This is a genomic window from Streptomyces sp. GC420 (assembly GCF_009916105.1).
Classification (GTDB): domain Bacteria; phylum Actinomycetota; class Actinomycetes; order Streptomycetales; family Streptomycetaceae; genus Streptomyces.
Map to the genome: position 1 here is coordinate 12,739 of NZ_JAAAXQ010000038.1, position 19,601 is coordinate 32,339.

Consider the following 19,601-nt stretch of genomic DNA (forward strand, 5'->3'; position numbering starts at 1 on the left):
GTTGGTCAGCCGGCGTTCTGCTCCTCCGCGAGGATCCTGCAGAGCGCCTCGTCCAGGTGCTTCTCAAATGTGCCGCAGGCACGTTCCTGCCCTGGTGGCACCAGTTTGGCGGTGCGGTCCAGGAAGGCGAGCAGTGGTGCCGTCCCGGCTCTGAACAGCGCGCGTTCACCGCCGACCTGAAGCTTCAGCAGGACCTCGCCCAGGGCTTCTTCCGGATCGGCGGGAGCGATGTGCACATCGCCGTCCCCGCAGGGCCCGATGAGCCCGCCGGACAGGAGGTCTCGACCGAATGCCCAGCCGACAGGGGCGTCGCCGGGCAGGTGGAAGGTCAGCCGGACCGCGTACGGGTCGTTGGTCTCATAGCGCAGATCCACCGGGATCCGGAACGAGAGCTCCTCGGAGACGAGGAAACTCATCGTGACCTCTGCCTGTACGGATACGGATGCGCGCATCGCCTGCCCCACGGTCGAAGCTGATGGCCGGGATTGATCCCCCGCCTCGGCTGACCATCGTCCAGGAAGGAGCGGGGTGATCACAAGGAGTGAGTTTTCAGATACTGATAGAGATGTCGAGCGCGGTCACCAGCGCGTCGACTTCTCTGCGCAGCGTTTCGACCGCGGACAGCATGCGCTCTTCCTGGCCGACCGGAAGGGAAATCGCCACCGACGCGGCCGTCGGCCCGCCGGAGACCGGAATGGCCGCACAGGCGGTGCCCAGTTCGTACTCCTGCCGCTCGACGACGGGACGCCTGCGCTCCATGGCCGTCAGCCGGCCCAGCAGGGTGCGTTCGTCGGCGACCGTGTACGGCGTCCGGGGCCGGACCGGATAACGGGCCAGATGATCCCGCCGGGCTCCTTCGTCGAGCTGCCAGAGCAGGCACTGCCCGATGGCATGGGCATGTGCGGTCTCGCGGAACTCCGCCGACATCTCCACGGCCGGCCTTCCGGCCGCGTGGGCCACCGCGGCGACGTCCACCTCACCGTCGCGGTAGACACCGAGGTAGACCGGCACACCGACAAGTTCGCTCCAGCGTGCGAGGCACTCCGCGATGGCGCTGCGCCGGCTCTGCCGCACGGTGTGTCCGGCGAGACGTTCGGCGGCCTCGCCGAAGAAGAACATCCCTTCCTCGCGGCGCAGATAACCCTCGTGAGCGAGCGTGCGCAGCAGGTGGTAAGCGGTGGGAAGCGGCAGACCGGCCTCGCGGGCCAGTTGCTTGGCCGGTGCGCCCGACTCGTGCCTGGCCACTGCCTCGAGGAGTCTCAGCGCCCGCTGAACGGACCCGATGAGTGTGGGCCCGGCCTGGGCCGTGTCCACGGGGGCGGCTCCGGGCCCCGGGTCCGCCGACGATCCGGGATCCGCCGGTGTTCTCTCCCGCGGGGTACCCAGGACGGAGGCGCCCGAGGTCCGAGGACTCGGGGACGACGGACTGTCGAACGTGGTCAAGGGTCACCCCCGGGGCTGCTGCCGGGCCGGAACGCACGTGCACTCTAACGGCCGGTCACCGGACAGGTTGCGATCCAGGGCCCTCGGTCGCCCGCCCGGGTTACCAGTCGCCCTTCGAGGAGGTGGACGAGGTCATGAACTTCCGAACGACGTAGATGAGTCCACCGACCAGGGCCGCGAAGACCAGCAGCTTGAACAGCAGCCCAATGACGAATCCCACCACGCTGGTGATCAGGCCGCCGAAGACCACGAGAGCGATGAACGGCACCGCGACCCATTTGACCCACCACGGCATCCCGGCGAATATCTCCCGCACTGCCACTGTCCCTACCTGCTTTCTTGTCGTGTCCTTCCAGGTGACTCCGTCTCCCTGTGACTTCGACTCTAGAGGGGTGAGAGTGACTTTCGGGCGGCTCGCACCCCTTGTCCTCCCCTGAACCGTCCCCTAGGGAACGGCGGGTCGGCGGTCAGCTCTCGGGCGGAGAGAAGACGACGAGAACCCTCAGGTCCTCGCTGATGTGGTGGAACTTGTGGGGCACACCCGCCGGTACGTACACGACGCTGCCGCGTCCCACCACCGTGGTCTCCATGCCGACCGTGATCGAGGCACGGCCGCTCATCACCATGTACACCTCGTCCTGGCCGTGCGGCTGCTGCGGATCGGTCTCTCCCGCGTTCAGCGCGTACAGGCCGACCGACATGTTCCGCTCCCGCAGGAACTGCAGATACGCCCCGTCGTTGGCGACCCGTTCCGCCTCGAGCTCGTCAAGCCGGAATGCCTTCATCTCCTGCCCGCCCCTTGCCTCGTCAGGTCCACTTCGCCATGCGATCTGCCACGATCAGACCATGAAGAATTTCATCGCTTCAACGATCGCCAACGCGGCAGCCCTCGCGGTCGCGATCTGGCTGATCAGCGACATCACCCTGACCGGCGACAGCACCGGCAACAAGATACTCACCCTGCTGCTGGTCGCGCTGCTCTTCGGACTCGTGAACTTCCTGGTCAAGCCGGTGGTGAAGCTGCTGGCGCTGCCGCTCTACATCCTCACCCTCGGCCTGTTCACACTGGTGGTGAACGCCCTGATGCTGCTGCTCACCTCGTGGCTGGCGGACGTGGTGGACTTGAGTTTCCATGTGGAGGGCTTCTGGACGGCCGTGCTGGGCGGCCTGATCATCGCCATCGTCTCCTGGGCCGTGAACATGATCCTCCCCGACAAGGACTGAGACGGCTCCATGGCGATCATGCCGACGACCACGGCTTTCCGCGTCTGTTTCGTCTGCACCGGCAACATCTGCCGGTCCCCGATGGCCGAGTCCGTCTTCCGCGCCCGGGTCACGGAGGCGGGACTCGGCGATCTCGTCCGCGTCGACAGTGCCGGTACCGGCGGCTGGCACGAGGGCAACGGGGCGGACCCCCGCACCGTCTCCGTCCTGGAGGCGAACGGCTACGACCCCACGCACACGGCGCGCCAGTTCCGCGCCGAGTGGTTCACCCGCCTCGACCTGGTGATCGCACTCGACGGAACCCACCTGCGCGATCTGCGCCGGCTCGCGCCGACGCAGGACGACGCGGCCAAAGTGCTGCTGCTGCGCTCCTACGACCCCGGGGCCACGGACCTCGATGTCCCCGATCCCTATTACGGTGACATGCAGGGATTCGAGGACTGCCTGGAAATGGTGGAGACGGCGAGCGAAGGGCTGCTCGCCGTCGTGCGGGATCTGGTGGAGGAGAGGGCGGCATGACGGCGTACGAGGACCTGGCAGGTGCAGGAGACGGAACCCGTGCGGTACGGGCAGGGCTCCCGGAGGCGGTGAAATACGAGCCGACCCTGCCGGGCCCGGTCTTCGCCGCCCACTTCCACCTGCCCGGATCGGTGGAGGGACCGTATGCGTACGGCCGCGACTCCAATCCCACCTGGGCCCACCTGGAACGCGCCATCAGCGAACTGGAGGCGCCCGGCGAAGACGTCGAGACGCTTGTCTTCGCGTCCGGCATGGCCGCGATCTCGGCCGTGCTCCTCTCCCAGGTCCGCGCGTCGGACGTGGTCGTGCTGCCCGATGACGGTTATCAGGTGCTGCCACTGGTCCGCGAGCAGCTCCAGGACTACGGCGTCGAGGTGCGCACCGCACCGACCGGGGGAGACGCCCAGCTCGGCGTGCTGGAAGGCGCCCGGCTGCTCTGGATCGAGTCCCCGTCCAACCCGGGGCTCGACGTGTGCGACATTCGGCGGCTCGTCGACGCGGCGCATGCGCAGGGCACCCTGGTCGCGGTCGACAACACCCTCGCGACACCACTGGGGCAGCGGCCGCTGGAACTGGGTGCGGACTTCTCGGTGGCCAGTGGCACAAAGATGCTCACCGGACACGGTGATGTCCTGCTCGGCTACGTGACCTGCAAGGATCCGGAGCTCGCGGCAAAGGTCCGGCGCTGGCGGAAGGTCGTCGGGGCGATCGCCGGCCCGATGGAGGCATGGCTGGCCCACCGCTCGCTCGCCACGCTCCAGATGCGGGCCGACCGGCAGACGGCGGGTGCCCTGGCCCTCGCGGAGGCACTGAGCAAGCGCGAAGAGGTCCGGGATCTGCGGTACCCGGGCCTGCCGACCGATCCCTCCTACCCGCTGGCCTCACAGCAGATGGTCCGCTTCGGCTGCGTGGTCTCCTTCGAGCTCCCCGACCGCGAGTGGGCGGAACGGTTCCTGGCCCGCCTGCGGCTGGTGGACGACGCCACGAGTTTCGGCGGGCTGCGGTCCACCGCCGAGCGGCGCCGACGGTGGGGTGGTGACGCCGTGGCCGAGGGCTTCATCCGCTTCTCGGTAGGGGCCGAGGACCCCGACGACCTGATCGCGGACGTGCTGCGGGCACTCGACGAGGCGCAGGACGCCCAGTAGCGGACGGACCGGACGTCCGCGTCCCTCCGCAGGGGCCCGCCGAGGTGAAGCACTACGACAGACAGACGGTCCGAGCCTCCCCCCTCATGGCTCGGACCGCCACGGCTCAACGCGCGCAGAACCGTGAAAACAAGGCTAGTTGACTATGCGTCAGTGTCCAATCACGGTAGCGACAGCGACCTATCGACTTATTTATAGTTGAGTGCCTGCCAGGCCGAGCCGAGCCCAAGGGGACCCAGATGGATCTGGCTCTGCTGCGCACGTTCGTCACTGTGCACCGAGCCGGTTCCTTCACCCGCGCAGCCGCGCTTCTGGGACTCTCCCAGCCCGCGGTCACATCCCAGATCCGCACCCTCGAGCGCCAGCTCGGACGGCCCCTCTTCCTGCGTCAGGCTCGCGGTGTCACGCCCACCACCATCGGCGACGAACTCGCCCACAAGGCCGCCCCGCACCTGGACGCGCTCGTCGAGATCACCCAGACCGAACTCGCCGAGAGCTCGGTGGCCCGCACCCTCCATCTCGCGGGGCCCCCCGAGTTCACCTCATTGCGCGCCCTGCCCGCCCTGACCGGGCTGATCTCACAGGGTCTCGCACTGCGCACCGCCTTCGGCAGCGCCGAGGACGTCCTGGACGGTCTCGCCGCGGGGCATCACGATCTGGCCATCTCGACGGCCCGCCCACGGGGCGGACTGCTGGCCGCGACTCCGCTGTGTGACGAGGAGCATGTACTGGTCGCGTCCCCGCGCCGGGCGTGCCGGATCGGTCCCTCGATGGTGCGGGCGGAGGGGATGCGCTCGCTCGAGCACCTGCCTCTGATCGAGGTGCACGAGTCGCTGCCGCTGGTCTCGCGATACTGGTCCGCTGTGTTCGACGCGAAGCCGTCCGCAGCCGGAACGGTCGTGGTTCCCGACCTCCGCGCTGTACTGGAGTGCGCCATCGCGGGTGCGGGTCTGGCCGTCCTGCCCAGATATCTGTGCGAGGAGGCGTTGGAGCGAGGTCAGCTGCTGGCCCTCATCGACCCACCGGTCCCTCCCTTGCGCACATATTTCCTCGTGGTACGCGCCGGCACGCTCGCACTGCCGCACATAGCCCGTGCGCATGACTGGTTGCTGCGCGCCGCCGCGGACTGGTGAGGAAGGGGCGCACCCGGGAGGCTCGGGGAGCACTCGACGGTTTCCGCATGTCGTGGCGCGTTTCAGAGGGCCCGTATCGGGCCACATCTCCTCCATGACCGAACGGCCCGTGGTCAAGCGCACCGCACGCGCCATCCTGCTGGACGGCAATGACCTCGTCCTGATCAAGCGCACGAAGCCCGGCATGGATCCGTACTGGCTCACCCCCGGAGGCGGCGTCGAGCCGGATGATGCCACCGTAGTCGATGCTCTGCACCGCGAGGTCGACGAAGAACTGGGCGCGAAGATCACCGATGTGGTGCCCTGCTTCGTCGACACCGTCGAACACTTCGAGGACGGTGGCCTCACCGGAGTGAAGGTGCAGCACTTCTTCGTCTGCCGTCTGGAGTCCATGGACGAGGACCGGCGACACGGTCCTGAGGTCGACGCCCCCTGCGGCGAGTACGAAATCGTGCGGATCCCCTTCAGCCGAGTGGGGATCGCCGCCGTGCACCTCGTCCCGCTGTCCCTGCGGCACTACCTCGACGGCAACATCGAAGGCGTACGAGCCATGCACGCACCCGACCTCGGCTGACAGGGCCGGCCGCGCCGACGCACGGTGCGTCGGCGCGGCACATACGCGGAATCGAGTACGGACGGATACTCCCGCGGTCAGACGCCACCAGCGGCGGCGGCAGGCACGGTGTTTCACGTGAAACTACGCCGCCCGCACGCCGGGCCACGCTCGCTGTCCATGTCTCCGTCTCGGTCGGCTGGCTCGGGCTCACACTCGGCCTGCTGACCCTGGGCATAGCCGGTGCGACCACCGATTATCCAGCGGTCGCGCATGCCGCATACCGCTCGATGAAGGTCTTCGGTGACTGGCTGATCGTCCCGATCGCCCTGCTCACCCCGGTGAGCGGACTCGTCCTGTCCCTCGGCACCCCTTGAGGCCTGGCCGGCACCGCTGGGTCCACACGAAGTTCTGGCTGACGCTCGCCGCTGCCATCGCCTCGGCCTTCGCGCTCCGCCCCAGCATCGACCGTGCAGCAGCCGATGCGGCGGTGTATGCCGCGAGCGATCTGGTCGTCGCTCCCTCCGTCGCCTTGGCCGTCTATGTCTTCACCACCGCGATCTCGGTGCTCAAACCGTGGGGACCGACAGCACGTGGCCGAAAGCACCTGACGGCCCTACGTAAAGCGCTGGACTCGTAGAAGGTCCATGAGACAGCCTGACCCGGTGCCGACACCTGACCTCTCCCCACTGCCCATCCGCCGGCTGACCCTTCGCGATCTGGCCCGCTGCGCCGACCTCTCCGAGAACCGCGGCTGGCCCCGCGAGGAACACAAATGGGGTCTGCTGCTCTCTGCCGGGACCGGGTTCGGCATCGACGATCCCGAAGGAGGCCTCGTCGCCGCCTGCGTAGTCACCCGCTACGGCCCCGGGCTCTCAGCCGTCGGCATGGTGCTGGTCGCCCAGCGATACGCCCGCAAGGGCGTTGGGAGGCGGCTGATGACATACGTCGTGGAGGAGTCGGGAGGCGTTCCTCTCACCCTTTATGCCACCCCGAACGGACGTCCTCTCTACGAGGAGCTCGGCTTCAAGGCGATCGGCGCGGCCGAGATGGTCCTCGGTCATTTCCAGCCTTCCGGGGAGACGTTCGACATCCTCACCAGGACGGCGACCGCGGACGACCTGCCCGCGCTGCTCCGTCTCGACGCGGAGGTCTTCGGGGCCGACCGCACCCACATGATCACCAGGCTGCCCGCGTTCGCCGACGATCTGTGGGTGGCCCAGTCGTCCGACGGGCGCATTGCTGGCTATGCGGCGGCCTGGCCCAATATGCGGACGCATGTCGTGGGACCACTGGTCGCCTCAGACATCGAGACGGCCAAGGCGCTCGTCACCTCGCTGGCCGCCGGCCCCGACCGGGTCCTGCGCACCGACATCGATGTACGCCATGAGGAATTCCTGAGCTGGGTGAAGGATCGCGGTATGGAGCCGGTCGCCGCAAACGCCGTGATGGTGCTCGGCATGCCCGAGTTGCCGGGTGACTGGACGCGCCGCTTCGCTCCCCTGACGGTGGCCGCGGGCTGACGCCCCTCCCCGCGAGGTTCTGTTCCTGACGGCGGGGTCTGCGGGCTCACCGATGCCGCCGCGAAGCCCGACTTCTGGTGTGCGCGGGCGGATCGCTGAACGCCGCCGTGCCGAAGCCATAGAGTCGGCCACATGATCGAGCTTGAGATACGGCCCGCCACCGAGGCCGACCTGCCCGCGATCGTTGCGATGCTCGCCGACGACCCGCTTGGCGCGACCCGTGAATCCCCCGGCGACCTCGCTCCGTACCAGCACGCGCTCAAGCGCCTGGCCGCTGATCCCAACCAGCATCTGGTGGTGGCGGCTCGCGGCGACCGGATCGTCGGCACTCTGCAGCTCTCCGTCATTCCGGGCCTCTCCCGGCGGGGGGCTGTCCGCTCGATCATCGAGGCCGTACGCATCCACGCGGAGGAACGCGGCAGCGGACTCGGCACTCAGCTCATCCTGTGGGCCGTGGACGAGTCACGGCGCCAAAACTGCCAGCTGGTGCAGCTTACGTCGGACGCCACCCGCACCGACGCGCACCGCTTCTACGAGCGCCTCGGTTTCACCGCCTCCCACCTGGGCTTCAAGCTGCAGCTCTGAGTCCGGCACCGCCGCCCGCAGAATCGAGGTCGCATCCTCCGCTCTGCGGGCGACCGAGGCGTGTTTCACGTGAAACATCACCCATGTCCCACATGGCGCGTCACGCGAGGCTCTGCCAGCCTCCCGGGTCCACGCCCCCCGGCACCGGTGCACCCGCCTCGTAGGGTTCACGGGTGAAGACGAAAGAACCGAAGTCGAGGTGACTGGCTGAGCCGTCCGGTCGCCGCACGACGGTCAGCGTCTCGCCCTCGTAGTACCCGTCGAGACCGGTCCAGGTCCCTTCGTCATCGGCGCGGAACCGCGCACTGCGCCCCGCACCCTGAAGCGGGCGCAGCTCCAGCCCACGTCCGGCCTCCAGCCTCAGCGCGAAGGAACGCGTGCCCCAGTACCACTGGCCGGTGAGGTCCAGCAATGTGGGATCGAGTTCGTCGAGCGGCCGCCAGGGCTCAGCGATGCGCGGCTCGGCCTCGGCGACGATCGCCACAAGGTCACCGGCCAGCGCCCCTGGCAGTGGCCCGGAAGTGCAGTTGGTCAGGGCCACCGCACCGAGGCCGTCCTCCGCGCTCACCAGCAGGCCGGCAAGGAAGCCGGGGAGTGAACCGGTATGACCTACGAGCGTCCGCCCGTCCCGACGCACAATCTGCATCCCCAGGCCGTACCCGGAGTCGGGCTCCGTCAGATCACCGGGCGCGGCCGGTGTACGCATCTCGCGCACGGAAGCGGTGCTCAGGACTCTTTCGTCCCCCTCGGCCAGGAAGACCGCGAAGCGGCACAGATCCTCGGCCGTGGACCACAGCTGTCCAGCCGGGGCCATCAGGCCGAGGTCTTCGGCAGGCTCTGGCAGGAGCGCATCCGCCCATGGGTGCACGGCCCACCCGTCCGCATGCGGAGCTTCCGGCCGGCCACCGGTGCGGTGCAGCCCCAGCGGCTGGAGCACCTCCTGGCGCAGCACCGTCTCCCACTTTTCACCGCGTACCTGCTCGACCAGTACGCCCAGCAATGTGTAGCCGGGGTTGGAGTAGTGGTGCAGCCGTCCCCTGGGGTGCAGGAACGGGCGCTCACCGAGCACGTCGGCGAGCGCGGGACGAAGCGAACCGGGTGTGCGTTCCCACCACGGCCCCGGCGTCTCGGCGGCCAGGCCGCCCGTGTGCGCCAGCAGTTGAGCGATCGTCACCTCGCCCGCGTCCGTTCCGGGCAGATGCCTTCCGAGAGGATCACCGAGATCGAGCAGGCCTTCGTCGCGCAGTCGCATCACCAGCACGGCCGTGAACGTCTTGGTGATCGACCCAATGCGGTACTGCGTGTCCGTGTCCGGCGCATGGCCGTCGACACAGCTGCGGCTCCCGCTCCATACCAGCCGCCCGTCCCGGACGACCGCCCCGACGAGCGAAGGTGTCCGTCCTTCTCTCTGTGCTGTGGCGATGCGATGCGTAAGGGCACGCCGTGTCGCAGGCAGCAACTCTTCTTGCGATGAGGTCATGCCCAAGATTCGGCCCAGGAGCGGCCGCCGGTCGACAGTATTATCGTGTGTCCGCGAAATCAGGTCTGCGCCATGTCCACGAAGCGCGAGTAGTGCCCCTGGAAGGCAACGGTGATCGTGGCCGTCGGACCATTGCGGTGCTTCGCCACGATGAGATCCGCCTCGCCCGCGCGGGGTGACTCCTTCTCGTAGGCGTCCTCACGATGGAGCAGGATCACCATGTCGGCGTCCTGCTCGATGGAGCCGGATTCGCGCAGGTCCGACACCATCGGCTTCTTGTCCGTACGCTGTTCGGGGCCTCGGTTCAGCTGGGAGAGGGCGATCACTGGGATCTCCAGCTCCTTCGCCAGCAGCTTGAGATTTCGTGACATGTCCGATACCTCCTGCTGACGGCTTTCGGCGCGCTTGGAACCGCCGGACTGCATCAGCTGCAGATAGTCGATGACGACCAGCTTCAGGTCGTTGCGCTGCTTCAGCCGACGGCACTTGGCACGAATCTCCATCATCGACAGGTTCGGGGAGTCGTCGATGTACAGCGGCGCCGCCGACACGTCAGGCATCCGCCGGGCCAGCCGGGTCCAGTCCTCGTCGGTCATCGTTCCGGACCGCATGTGGTGCAGCGCGACTCGGGCCTCGGCCGACAGCAGACGCATCGCGATCTCGTTGCGCCCCATTTCCAGCGAGAAGATCACGCTGGGGAGATTGTGCTTGATGGAGCAGGCCCGTGCGAAGTCCAGCGCGAGCGTCGACTTGCCCATGGCGGGACGGGCCGCGATGACGATCATCTGGCCCGGGTGCAGGCCATTCGTCAGGGAGTCGAAGTCCGTGAAACCAGTGGGGACGCCGGTCATCTCACCACTGCGAGAGCCGATCGCCTCGATCTCGTCGAGGGCGCCCTCCATGATGTCGCCCAGCGGGAGGTAGTCCTCGCTCGTCCGCTGCTCGGTGACGGCGTAGATCTCCGCCTGAGCGGAGTTGACGATCTCGTCGACGTCGCCGTCAGCGGCATACCCCATCTGAGTGATCTTCGTGCCGGCCTCGACAAGTCGCCGGAGCACCGCACGCTCACGGACGATCTCCGCGTAGTAGGAGGCATTGGCCGCGGTGGGAACCGACTGGACCAGCGTGTGGAGGTAGGAGGCCCCCCCGACCCGAGTGATCTCGCCGCGCTTGGTGAGCTCGGCCGCCACCGTGATCGGGTCCGCCGGCTCACCCTTGGCGTAGAGATCAAGGATGGCCTGATGGATCGTCTCGTGGGCAGGCCGGTAGTAGTCATGGCCCTTCAGAACCTCGACCACGTCGGCGATCGCGTCCTTCGACAGCAGCATGCCGCCGAGCACGGACTGTTCGGCGTCCAGGTCCTGCGGGGGTACGCGTTCGAAGGCGGCGGTCCCGCCGTCCCAAGCCCCGCTGTCCCGCCCACGCTCGTGCTGATCGTCACGGCTGCGGCCGAACCCGTCACCGCGCCGCGGGCGGGAGACGGGCAGTCGGTCACTGGGTCCACCGTCGGCCCAGGGATCGCCCATGGGCTCGGGAATGCTCACCGTGACCTCCTCCCGTCCGCCAGGCGGACCTCACCGCGCCACTCATTCCTACGGCACGGCACTGACAATGAGGCACCCGACTTCCGGCTCCGGTCTCCCGGGGTCCGCGTCATAACGAGCCGGTCCGAGGACCGCGAAGGATGGCGGGCGCCGGACCACGGTAGGCCCGTCGGCACCCTCAGCCAATCTGGTTATCCACAGGCCATGTGGACGACGGACCCGATGCTGTGGGTAAGTCCTCGAATCCTGTGCACGGGGCGGGGGAAAGGGGTGTGGACAAAATCTCACACCTTCAGCCGTAACCCTGCTGACCTGCCCTTTCTCCATCCACCGACTGTGGGGAAGAAAAACTTTTCCCCCGGGGGCAAGATCCCGGCAAACGGCGCACGGCCGAAGCCGCACCGAGGCATGAAGTAAGGATCAGAATCGCTTTGCATCTCTTACCTGTGGAAGATTAGATTGGCGTCATGCCAATGGCCCCCGCGACCCCCGGGTCCCGAAGTCGACAACATGACCGTGAGATCGTCGCGCTCGCGCTGCCGGCCTTCGGCGCCCTCGTCGCAGAGCCGCTCTTCGTCATGGTCGACAGCGCGATCGTCGGGCATCTCGGCACCTCGCAACTCGCCGGCCTGGCCGTGGCGGCGTCGGTCCTGACGACAGCGGTGAGCGTCTTCGTCTTTCTGGCCTACGCCACGACTGCCGCTGTTGCCCGGAGAGTCGGCGCGGGAGATCTCCAGTCCGCCCTTCGCCAGGGCATGGACGGCATCTGGCTGGCACTGCTTCTGGGCGCGGCCGTCATCGCCGTGGTTCTGCCCGGGGCATCCTGGTTGATCGACCTCTTCGGCACCTCCTCCACGGCGGCACCGTATGCCGTGACCTATCTGTGGATCTCCGCGCTCGGAATCCCGGCGACGCTGGTGGTCCTGGCCGCCACCGGGGTGCTGCGCGGCCTCCAGGACACCCGCACCCCGCTATACGTCGCGATCGGCGGGTTCACGGCCAACGCCACCCTCAACGCGGGGCTGGTGTACGGCGCCGACCTGGGCATCGCAGGATCCGCGTGGGGCACCGTCATCGCCCAGTGGGGAATGGCGGCCGCCTACCTCACGGTGGTCGTGCGCGGAGCACGACGGCACGGCGCTACTCTGCGCCCCGATGGCGCCGGCGTAAGGGCGTGCGCCCAGGCGGGGCTTCCTCTGCTGGTCCGCACGCTGTCGCTGCGCGCGATCCTGATGATCGCCACCGCTGTCGCGGCACGCCTGGGAGACACCGAACTGGCAGCCCACCAGGTCATCCTCTCCTTGTGGAGCCTGCTGGCCTTCGCCCTGGACGCGATCGCGATCGCCGGGCAGGCGATCATCGGCCGCTATCTCGGGGCCGACGATGCGGAGGGAGCGAAAGACGCCTGCCGCCGCATGGTGCAGTGGGGCATGATCGCGGGTTTGGTCCTGGGCCTTGTGGTGGTGGCGTCCCGGCCTCTGTTCACTCCCCTGTTCACCAGTGACCCCCACGTCCAGGAGGTCATGCTTCCCGCCCTGCTCGTCGTCGCGTTCTCCCAGCCGGTCTCCGGCATCGTCTTCGTACTGGACGGGGTGCTGATGGGCGCGGGCGACGGTCCCTATCTCGCCTGGGCGATGCTGCTGACCCTGGCGGTCTTCGCCCCGGCCGCCCTGCTGGTGCATCCGCTGGGAGGCGGACTGACGGCCTTGTGGTGGGTCATGACCCTGATGATGACCGTCCGCATGGTCACTCTGTGCGTGCGCTCGCGCTCCGGCCGGTGGGTCGTCACCGGTTCCACCCGGTGACGTTTCACGTGAAACGACCTTTCCACCACACAACGAAGGGCCGCACCCCTCACGGGATGCGGCCCTTCCGCTGCTCTGCCGAGCACTGCCCTTAGGCGGCGACGACCTCGATACCGAGCTTCGCGGCAACCTCGGGGTGCAGACGCACGGAGACCTGGTGCGAGCCCAGGCTCTTGATCGGCGAGCCGAGCTCGATGCGACGCTTGTCGACCTCAGGGCCACCGGCAGCCTTGATCGCCGAAGCGATGTCGGCCGGGGTGACGGAACCGAAGAGGCGGCCGGACTCACCCGAACGGGTGGCCAGACGCACCTTCACGCCCTCGAGCTTGGCCTTGATCTCGTTGGCCTGCTCGATGGTTGCGATCTCGTGGATCTTGCGAGCGCGACGAATCTGCTCGACGTCCTTCTCGCCACCCTTGGTCCAGCGGATCGCGAAACCACGCGGAACCAGGTAGTTGCGAGCGTATCCGTCCTTGACGTCGACGACGTCACCGGCGGTGCCGAGGCCGGAGACCTCGTGAGTGAGGATGATCTTCATGATTCGGTCACCCTCTCTTAGCGCGCGGTGGACGTGTAGGGCAGCAGCGCCATTTCACGGCTGTTCTTGACGGCCGTGGCAACGTCGCGCTGGTGCTGGGTGCAGTTGCCGGTCACCCGGCGGGCACGGATCTTGCCGCGGTCGGAAATGAACTTCCGCAGCATGTTCGTGTCCTTGTAGTCCACGTACTGGACCTTGTCCTTGCAGAACGCGCAGACCTTCTTCTTAGGCTTGCGCACAGGCGGCTTCGCCATGGTGTTTCTCCTGTGTGATCAAGAAGTTTGGGTACGGGCTGCCCTAGAAGGGCGGCTCGTCCGAGTAGCCGCCGCCGGAGCCGCCGGAACTACCGCCCCAGCCGCCACCACCGCCGCCGCCCTGCTGGCCACCGCCGGCCGGAGCGCTAGTGGCCCAGGGGTCGTCGGCGGGAGCGCCGCCGCCCTGCTGGCCGCCGGAGCCGCCGCCCCAGCCGCCACCACCGCCGCCACCCTGCTGGCCACCGCCGTAGCCACCCTGGCCACCGCGGCCGGTGGTCTTGGTGACCTTGGCCGTGGCGTTGCGGAGGCTGGCGCCGACTTCCTCGACGTCCAGCTCGTAGACCGTGCGCTTGACGCCGTCACGGTCCTCGTAGGACCGCTGCTTCAGCCGGCCCTGCACGATGACGCGCATGCCTCGCTGGAGCGACTCGGCGACGTTCTCCGCCGCCTGCCGCCAGACCGAGCAGGTCAGGAAGAGGCTTTCGCCGTCCTTCCACTCATTCGTCTGGCGGTCGAAGGTGCGGGGAGTGGACGCGACACGGAACTTCGCGACGGCCGCACCGGACGGGGTGAAGCGCAGCTCGGGGTCGTCGACGAGATTGCCGACGACCGTGATGACGGTCTCGCCTGCCATTGGGTGAACCTCTCGGCGGGTTGCTGCTGGCTGCTTGCTGCTACTCGGATCCCGAAGACCTGTGAGCGGAAGCTCAGTGGGTCTCGGGACGGAGGACCTTGGTCCGGAGGACCGACTCGTTCAGGTTCATCTGGCGGTCGAGCTCCTTGACGACCGCAGGCTCGGCCTGCAGGTCGATGACCGAGTAAATGCCCTCGGGCTTCTTCTTGATCTCGTACGCGAGACGACGACGGCCCCAGGTGTCGACCTTCTCCACCTTTCCGTTGCCCTCACGGACGACGGAGAGGAAGTTCTCGATCAGCGGGGAGACTGCACGCTCCTCGAGATCGGGGTCGAGGATGACCATCACCTCGTAGTGACGCATGTGGAACCCACCTCCTTCGGACTCAGCGGCCACGGTCGTTCCGTGGCAGGAGGGTTGTGATGCGTTGGCAACGGTATCGGCCGCCACTGACAATCGGCCCCGAGTTCGGGGATTCATGTCCTGGCCTGGGCAGACACCGGTGCAGACGGTACAGACTACCCGCACACCCGCTTCCGGTTGAAATCCGGCCCCGAAGACCCGCAATCTGTACACATCGGGTGTGTGCGGTGCTACCGTGCGCCGCCTTCCGCTCAGGAGGTGCCCAAATGGCACAAGCAATGAAGCGTGGCAGGATTTCCCACTCTCTCCTCGCGACGGATGGCAAGCCCCATCCGCTCCAGGACGCGTTCGTCGGCGCGACCCTCCTTCTCGGAGCGGTCGCGTTCATCACCGCGCAGTTCCACAGCCTCCATCTGATCAGTTCCTGGACCGGCCTCGTGGGGATTCTGACCGGGGCGTACGGGCAGTTCATCTCCGAAACGACCCGCGAGCGCTTCCTGCTCATCATCGGCCTCGGCGCCTCTGCCATCGGCTTCTTCCTCGGGATGGCACAGGGAGGTCTCTTCGGTGGGTTTCTCGGCTAGCGGGCGCCGCTGACCCGGTCCGTACGTCCTTCCGTGCGGCACGCCCCACGGCAATCCGTGGGGCCAAACAGGGCGCTCCCCGGGCGCAGTAGGCTTCGCGCGAGAGCCGGAGCCCCTGATCCATGGGGACACACCTGCCCGAGGAGCGCCCCGCATGAGCCTGACCCTGAGGACCATCAGTCGTGAGCAGCATCTGGCGTACATCCAGAGCCTGCCCTCGGCGAGTCACTGCCAGGTGCCGGCATGGGCCGACGTCAAGACGGAGTGGCGCTCGGAAAACCTGGGCTGGTTCGACAAGAACGGCGAACTCGTCGGCGCGGGTCTGGTCCTCTACCGCCAGCTGCCCAAGGTGAAGAGGTATCTGGCCTATCTGCCCGAGGGTCCGGTCATCAACTGGTTCGCGCCCAACCTCGACGAGTGGCTGCGTCCGATGCTGGCGCATCTGAAGCAGCAGGGTGCCTTCTCCGTGAAGATGGGCCCGCCCGTGGTCATCCGCCGGTGGAACGCGACCGCCATCAAGGCGGGCATCCAGGACCCGGACGTCAAGCGGCTGCGCGACGTCGAGGCGACCCACATCGAGCCGCGTGCCTTCGAGGTGGCCGACCGGCTGCGCAAGATGGGCTGGCAGCAGGGCGAGGACGGCGGAGCGGGCTTCGGAGACGTCCAGCCCCGCTACGTCTTCCAGGTGCCGCTCGCCAATCGTTCCCTGGACGACGTCCACCGCGGCTTCAACCAGTTGTGGCGCCGCAACATCAAGAAGGCCGAGAAGGCGGGCGTCGAGGTTGTCCAGGGCGGCTACGACGACCTGCCCGAGTGGCAGCGTCTGTACGAGATCACTGCCGTCCGGGATCACTTCCGCCCTCGTCCGCTCTCGTACTTCCAGCGCATGTGGACGGTCCTGAACAACGAGGACCCCAACCGCATGCGGCTTTACTTCGCACGGCACAACGGGGTGAACCTGTCCGCGGCGACCATGCTCGTGGTCGGCGGGCACGTCTGGTATTCGTACGGCGCGTCGGACAACATCGGCCGGGAGTTCCGCCCCTCGAACGCCATGCAGTGGCGCATGCTGCGCGACGCCTACGCGCTCGGAGCCACCGTCTACGACCTGCGCGGCATCTCCGACTCGCTGGACGAGACCGACCACCTCTTCGGTCTGATCCAGTTCAAGGTCGGCACCGGCGGCGAGGCCGCCGAGTACCTCGGCGAGTGGGACTTCCCGCTGAACAAACTGCTCCACAAGGCGTTGGACATTTACATGTCCCGCCGCTGAGCCCTTCCGCAGTCCCCCAGAATTGCCGTACACACCTCTGACTACACCGCAGCCACGAGAAAGGTTCCGTGACCGGCCATGGCGCTCACGCTCTACGTCGACACCGCGCGCTGGCGGGCGCACCAGAAGTCCGTGATCGACCAGTTCCCCGGCATCGTCCCGGTGTGCAAGGGCAATGGCTACGGCTTCGGTCATGAGCGCCTGGCCGAGGAGGCAGCTCGCTTCGGCGCGGACGTCCTCGCCGTCGGCACGACGTACGAGGCCGCACGGATCAAGGACTTCTTCAGCGGTGACCTCCTGGTCCTGACGCCGTTCCGGCGCGGTGAGGAGCCGGTGCCGCTGCCGGACCGGGTCATCCGCTCCGTATCCTCCGTGGACGGCGTCCACGCCCTCGTGGGGGCGCGGGTGGTCATAGAGGTCATGAGCTCCATGAAGCGGCACGGCATCACGGAGGAGGACCTTCCGAAGCTCCACGCGGCGATCGAGGACGTGCGGCTGGAAGGCTTCGCGATCCATCTTCCGCTGGACCGCACGGACGGCTCGGACGCCGTCGAGGAGGTCATCGCCTGGATGGACCGGCTGCGGGCCGCCCGGCTGCCGCTGCACACGATGTTCGTCAGCCACCTCAAGGCTCAGGAACTGGTCCGGCTCCAGCAGCAGTTCCCGCAGACCCGTTTCCGGGCCCGCATCGGCACCCGGCTGTGGCTGGGCGACCACGAGGCCACGGAGTACCGCGGAGCCGTCCTGGACGTCATCCGGGTCTCGAAGGGCGAGCGCTTCGGCTACCGGCAGCAGAAGGCCGCGTCGGACGGCTTCCTGGTGGTCGTGGCGGGCGGTACCTCGCACGGGGTGGGCCTGGAGGCCCCGAAGGCCATGCACGGCGTCATGCCACGCGCCAAGGGCGTCGCCCGGGCGGGCCTGGCGACGGTCAACCGCAACCTTTCGCCGTTCGTCTGGGCCGGCAAGCAGCGCTGGTTCGCCGAGCCGCCGCACATGCAGGTGTCGATCCTCTTCGTGCCGGCCGACGCGCCCGCTCCGGCGGTGGGTGATGAACTGGTGGCCCACCTGCGGCACACCACCACCCAGTTCGACCGGACGATCGACCGCTGACGGACGACACCGCCGACCGCACCATCAGGGACGCCGAGAGGGCCGGGAACCACCATGGTGGTTCCCGGCCCTCTTCTCATACCTCGCGCGGCGCGTGTTTCACGTGAAACATGCGGTTCTGTCTCACTCCCGGACCGCACCCCACTCCACCCCGGGCCTCTCCGGGATGAGCGTCGTGCCGTGGCCGGCTCTCTCCGAGAACGAAGGCGTCGGGAGCCCCGTCCAGTACGCCCCCCGAAGGGTCGTCGGAGCCGTCACGCCGTACGACATCGCGCTCGGGCATCAGGATGTCGCGCACGACCACCGCGCAGAGGTACAACGTGGCCAGCAGGTGAATGGCGATCGCCAGCTGGTAGCCCTCGGGCGGCAGGCCCTGGCGCTTGTCACCGCTGGTGGTGTAGGCGAGGTACAACCAGATACCCAGGAAGTACATGACCTCGCCGGCCTGCCAGATCAGGAAGTCACGCCAGCGGGGACGCGCGAGCGCCGCCAGGGGGATCAGCCACAGCACGTACTGCGGTGAGTAGACCTTGTTGGTGAGGATGAAGGCGGCGACCACCAGGAAGGCCAGCTGCGCGAAGCGCGGCCGGCGCGGCGCCATGAGAGCCAGCGCCGCGATGCCCCCGCACATGATGAGCATCAGCAGGGTCGCATAGGTGTTGACGGTGTCGATCTCGATGGCCTTGCCGGTGCGCTGCGTGATGATCAGCCAGAAAGAGCCGTAGTCGATCCCGCGCTCCTGACTGAAGGTGTAGAACTTCTTCCACCCCTCCGGGGCGAGAAGCATCACCGGCAGGTTCACCACCAGCCAGGCAGCCGCCGCACCCAGTACCGCGGTGGTGTACTCGCGCCACCGTCCGGCACGCCAGCAGAGCACCAGGAGCGCACCCAGCAACAGCACAGGGTAGAGCTTGGCCGCCGTCGCCAGGCCGATCAGCACGCCGAATGCCAGTGGGCGCTGCCGCGACCACATGAGCATCGCCGCGGCGGTCAGCGCGATCGCCAGCAGGTCCCAGTTGATGGTGGCGGTGAGGGCCAGGGCGGGCGCGAGCGCGACGAGCAGGGCGTCCCAGGGGCGACGGCGGTGCGTACGGGCCACGCACACGGTCATCACCACGGCGCAGACCATCAGCATCCCGGCGTTGACCATCCAGTACACCTGCTCGCGGTGCTGCATGGATCCGCCGCTCGGCGTCATCCACGAGGCGACCTCCATGAACACGCCGGTCAGCACCGGATACTCGAGGTACTCCATGTCACCGGAGAGCCGGTCGAAGTACGGCACGAGGTCGTCGGCGAAGCCACGCCCGATGTACAGATGCGGGATGTCGGAGTAGCAGGCGTGTGTGTACTGAGAGCTGGCGCCGCGGAACCACGCCCAGTCGTAGCAGGGCATCTTCTGCACCATGCCCAGGGCGAAGAGTCCGATGACGACGAGGACGACGACCCTGACCGGGGTCCACCATCCCGAGCCGGGCAGCGCACGCCGTCCCAGGGGCCCGCCGATCAGTTCACTGCCGGCTGCGGCCAGCTCGTCCTGCTCCGTGGGCCGCACGGTTCGCTCGTCGCGCACGCTCGTCATGGGGGCCATCCTGCCGTACGGCTCTGTGGGCGCGCCCGGCGTGTCGGCGGGCGCGCGGGTGAGGAGAACGCCGGAAAACGGGCCAGGGCCCCCCGGAGTGTTCCGGGAGGCCCTGGCCATTGAGCGACCGTTCCCCTAGCCCGTTCCTCCCAGGAAGCCGCTTCCGTTTCCGTTTCCGTTGCCGCTGTTGCCGTCGGTGGTCGTTCCGTCGGTCGTGGTGCCGTCGGTCGTGGTGCCGTCGGTCGTGGTGCCGTCGGTGGTCGTTCCGTCGGTCGTGGTGGTGGTGTTGCCGTTGCTCTGCCCGCCGT

22 protein-coding genes and 1 pseudogene are annotated in these 19,601 nt (G+C 67.8%); 12 read left to right on the forward strand and 11 right to left on the reverse strand.

Annotation, left to right across the window (positions count from 1 at the left end):
* Positions 1 to 5 precede the first annotated feature (5 nt).
* The 4 genes from GUY61_RS07645 to GUY61_RS07660 form a co-directional block, all read right to left on the reverse strand.
* Positions 6 to 452 carry an SsgA family sporulation/cell division regulator gene (locus GUY61_RS07645; protein WP_166629304.1) on the reverse strand — a complete coding sequence of 149 codons (447 nt, stop codon included), beginning with the start codon at positions 450 to 452 and terminating at the stop codon, positions 6 to 8.
* Positions 453 to 549: 97 nt separating this feature from the next.
* Positions 550 to 1,314, reverse strand: coding sequence for an IclR family transcriptional regulator (locus GUY61_RS07650; RefSeq protein WP_166629305.1), 765 nt, complete (start codon positions 1,312 to 1,314; stop codon positions 550 to 552).
* Between the two features lie 229 nt (positions 1,315 to 1,543).
* Positions 1,544 to 1,759 carry a DUF5326 family protein gene (locus GUY61_RS07655; protein WP_166629306.1) on the reverse strand — a complete coding sequence of 72 codons (216 nt, stop codon included), beginning with the start codon at positions 1,757 to 1,759 and terminating at the stop codon, positions 1,544 to 1,546.
* 151 nt (positions 1,760 to 1,910) lie between these two features.
* The gene (locus GUY61_RS07660; RefSeq protein WP_166629307.1) at positions 1,911 to 2,228 is read right to left on the reverse strand and encodes a cupin domain-containing protein; all 318 of its coding nucleotides are present in this window, start codon (positions 2,226 to 2,228) and stop codon (positions 1,911 to 1,913) included.
* A 61-nt stretch (positions 2,229 to 2,289) separates the two neighbouring features.
* Here GUY61_RS07660 and GUY61_RS07665 point away from each other — a divergent pair, with 61 nt between their 5' ends.
* The 8 genes and pseudogenes from GUY61_RS07665 to GUY61_RS07695 all read left to right on the forward strand — a co-directional run bounded on the left by GUY61_RS07665 (position 2,290) and on the right by GUY61_RS07695 (position 8,125).
* Positions 2,290 to 2,667 carry a phage holin family protein gene (locus tag GUY61_RS07665; RefSeq protein ID WP_166629308.1) on the forward strand — a complete coding sequence of 126 codons (378 nt, stop codon included), beginning with the start codon at positions 2,290 to 2,292 and terminating at the stop codon, positions 2,665 to 2,667.
* Positions 2,668 to 2,676: 9 nt separating this feature from the next.
* A complete protein-coding gene (locus GUY61_RS07670) occupies positions 2,677 to 3,186 on the forward strand; it encodes a low molecular weight phosphotyrosine protein phosphatase (protein ID WP_279576772.1) in 510 nt (169 codons plus the stop codon).
* Positions 3,183 to 4,331 carry a cystathionine gamma-lyase gene (locus GUY61_RS07675; RefSeq protein ID WP_166629309.1) on the forward strand — a complete coding sequence of 383 codons (1,149 nt, stop codon included), beginning with the start codon at positions 3,183 to 3,185 and terminating at the stop codon, positions 4,329 to 4,331. Before GUY61_RS07670 ends, GUY61_RS07675 begins: the two co-directional genes overlap by 4 nt.
* A gap of 239 nt (positions 4,332 to 4,570) precedes the next feature.
* The gene (locus GUY61_RS07680) at positions 4,571 to 5,464 is read left to right on the forward strand and encodes a LysR family transcriptional regulator (protein WP_166629310.1); all 894 of its coding nucleotides are present in this window, start codon (positions 4,571 to 4,573) and stop codon (positions 5,462 to 5,464) included.
* A gap of 94 nt (positions 5,465 to 5,558) precedes the next feature.
* Complete coding sequence (locus GUY61_RS07685) at positions 5,559 to 6,038, forward strand: NUDIX domain-containing protein (protein ID WP_166629311.1); 480 nt, start codon at positions 5,559 to 5,561, stop codon at positions 6,036 to 6,038.
* Positions 6,039 to 6,103: 65 nt separating this feature from the next.
* Positions 6,104 to 6,657 (forward strand): annotated as a pseudogene (locus tag GUY61_RS39860) (DUF2269 domain-containing protein).
* Between the two features lie 25 nt (positions 6,658 to 6,682).
* On the forward strand, positions 6,683 to 7,540 hold the full coding sequence (locus GUY61_RS07690) for a GNAT family N-acetyltransferase (RefSeq protein ID WP_166629312.1): 858 nt from the start codon (positions 6,683 to 6,685) through the stop codon (positions 7,538 to 7,540).
* A 132-nt stretch (positions 7,541 to 7,672) separates the two neighbouring features.
* Complete coding sequence (locus GUY61_RS07695; RefSeq protein WP_166629313.1) at positions 7,673 to 8,125, forward strand: GNAT family N-acetyltransferase; 453 nt, start codon at positions 7,673 to 7,675, stop codon at positions 8,123 to 8,125.
* Between the two features lie 100 nt (positions 8,126 to 8,225).
* Here GUY61_RS07695 and GUY61_RS07700 read toward each other — a convergent pair whose 3' ends face one another.
* Positions 8,226 to 9,605: a serine hydrolase gene (locus GUY61_RS07700; RefSeq protein ID WP_166629314.1), complete on the reverse strand. Its 1,380-nt coding sequence runs from the start codon at positions 9,603 to 9,605 to the stop codon at positions 8,226 to 8,228.
* A gap of 59 nt (positions 9,606 to 9,664) precedes the next feature.
* Positions 9,665 to 11,131: a replicative DNA helicase gene (gene dnaB / locus GUY61_RS07705; protein WP_166629323.1), complete on the reverse strand. Its 1,467-nt coding sequence runs from the start codon at positions 11,129 to 11,131 to the stop codon at positions 9,665 to 9,667.
* A gap of 485 nt (positions 11,132 to 11,616) precedes the next feature.
* Here dnaB and GUY61_RS07710 point away from each other — a divergent pair, with 485 nt between their 5' ends.
* The gene (locus GUY61_RS07710; protein WP_166629315.1) at positions 11,617 to 12,954 is read left to right on the forward strand and encodes an MATE family efflux transporter; all 1,338 of its coding nucleotides are present in this window, start codon (positions 11,617 to 11,619) and stop codon (positions 12,952 to 12,954) included.
* Positions 12,955 to 13,045: 91 nt separating this feature from the next.
* Here the strand turns inward: GUY61_RS07710 and rplI are convergent, their stop codons facing one another.
* From rplI to rpsF, 4 genes are all read right to left on the reverse strand, one after another.
* Positions 13,046 to 13,492 (reverse strand): 50S ribosomal protein L9, encoded by a 447-nt coding sequence (gene rplI / locus GUY61_RS07715; RefSeq protein ID WP_166629316.1) that lies wholly within the window; start codon positions 13,490 to 13,492, stop codon positions 13,046 to 13,048.
* A 17-nt stretch (positions 13,493 to 13,509) separates the two neighbouring features.
* The gene (gene rpsR / locus GUY61_RS07720) at positions 13,510 to 13,746 is read right to left on the reverse strand and encodes a 30S ribosomal protein S18 (RefSeq protein ID WP_006381652.1); all 237 of its coding nucleotides are present in this window, start codon (positions 13,744 to 13,746) and stop codon (positions 13,510 to 13,512) included.
* Between the two features lie 43 nt (positions 13,747 to 13,789).
* The gene (locus GUY61_RS07725) at positions 13,790 to 14,380 is read right to left on the reverse strand and encodes a single-stranded DNA-binding protein (RefSeq protein ID WP_166629317.1); all 591 of its coding nucleotides are present in this window, start codon (positions 14,378 to 14,380) and stop codon (positions 13,790 to 13,792) included.
* A gap of 73 nt (positions 14,381 to 14,453) precedes the next feature.
* The gene (gene rpsF / locus GUY61_RS07730) at positions 14,454 to 14,744 is read right to left on the reverse strand and encodes a 30S ribosomal protein S6 (RefSeq protein ID WP_004950685.1); all 291 of its coding nucleotides are present in this window, start codon (positions 14,742 to 14,744) and stop codon (positions 14,454 to 14,456) included.
* Positions 14,745 to 15,010: 266 nt separating this feature from the next.
* Between rpsF and GUY61_RS07735 the strand changes: the two genes are divergently transcribed.
* The 3 genes from GUY61_RS07735 (at position 15,011) to GUY61_RS07745 (ending at position 17,711) form a co-directional block, all read left to right on the forward strand.
* Positions 15,011 to 15,328, forward strand: a complete 318-nt coding sequence (locus tag GUY61_RS07735; RefSeq protein WP_166629318.1) for a hypothetical protein — start codon at positions 15,011 to 15,013, stop codon at positions 15,326 to 15,328.
* A gap of 154 nt (positions 15,329 to 15,482) precedes the next feature.
* Positions 15,483 to 16,601: a peptidoglycan bridge formation glycyltransferase FemA/FemB family protein gene (locus tag GUY61_RS07740; protein WP_166629319.1), complete on the forward strand. Its 1,119-nt coding sequence runs from the start codon at positions 15,483 to 15,485 to the stop codon at positions 16,599 to 16,601.
* Between the two features lie 78 nt (positions 16,602 to 16,679).
* Positions 16,680 to 17,711 (forward strand): alanine racemase, encoded by a 1,032-nt coding sequence (locus GUY61_RS07745; protein ID WP_166629320.1) that lies wholly within the window; start codon positions 16,680 to 16,682, stop codon positions 17,709 to 17,711.
* Between the two features lie 76 nt (positions 17,712 to 17,787).
* Here GUY61_RS07745 and GUY61_RS07750 read toward each other — a convergent pair whose 3' ends face one another.
* Complete coding sequence (locus tag GUY61_RS07750; protein ID WP_208105687.1) at positions 17,788 to 19,293, reverse strand: glycosyltransferase family 87 protein; 1,506 nt, start codon at positions 19,291 to 19,293, stop codon at positions 17,788 to 17,790.
* Positions 19,294 to 19,601: the final 308 nt, after the last annotated feature.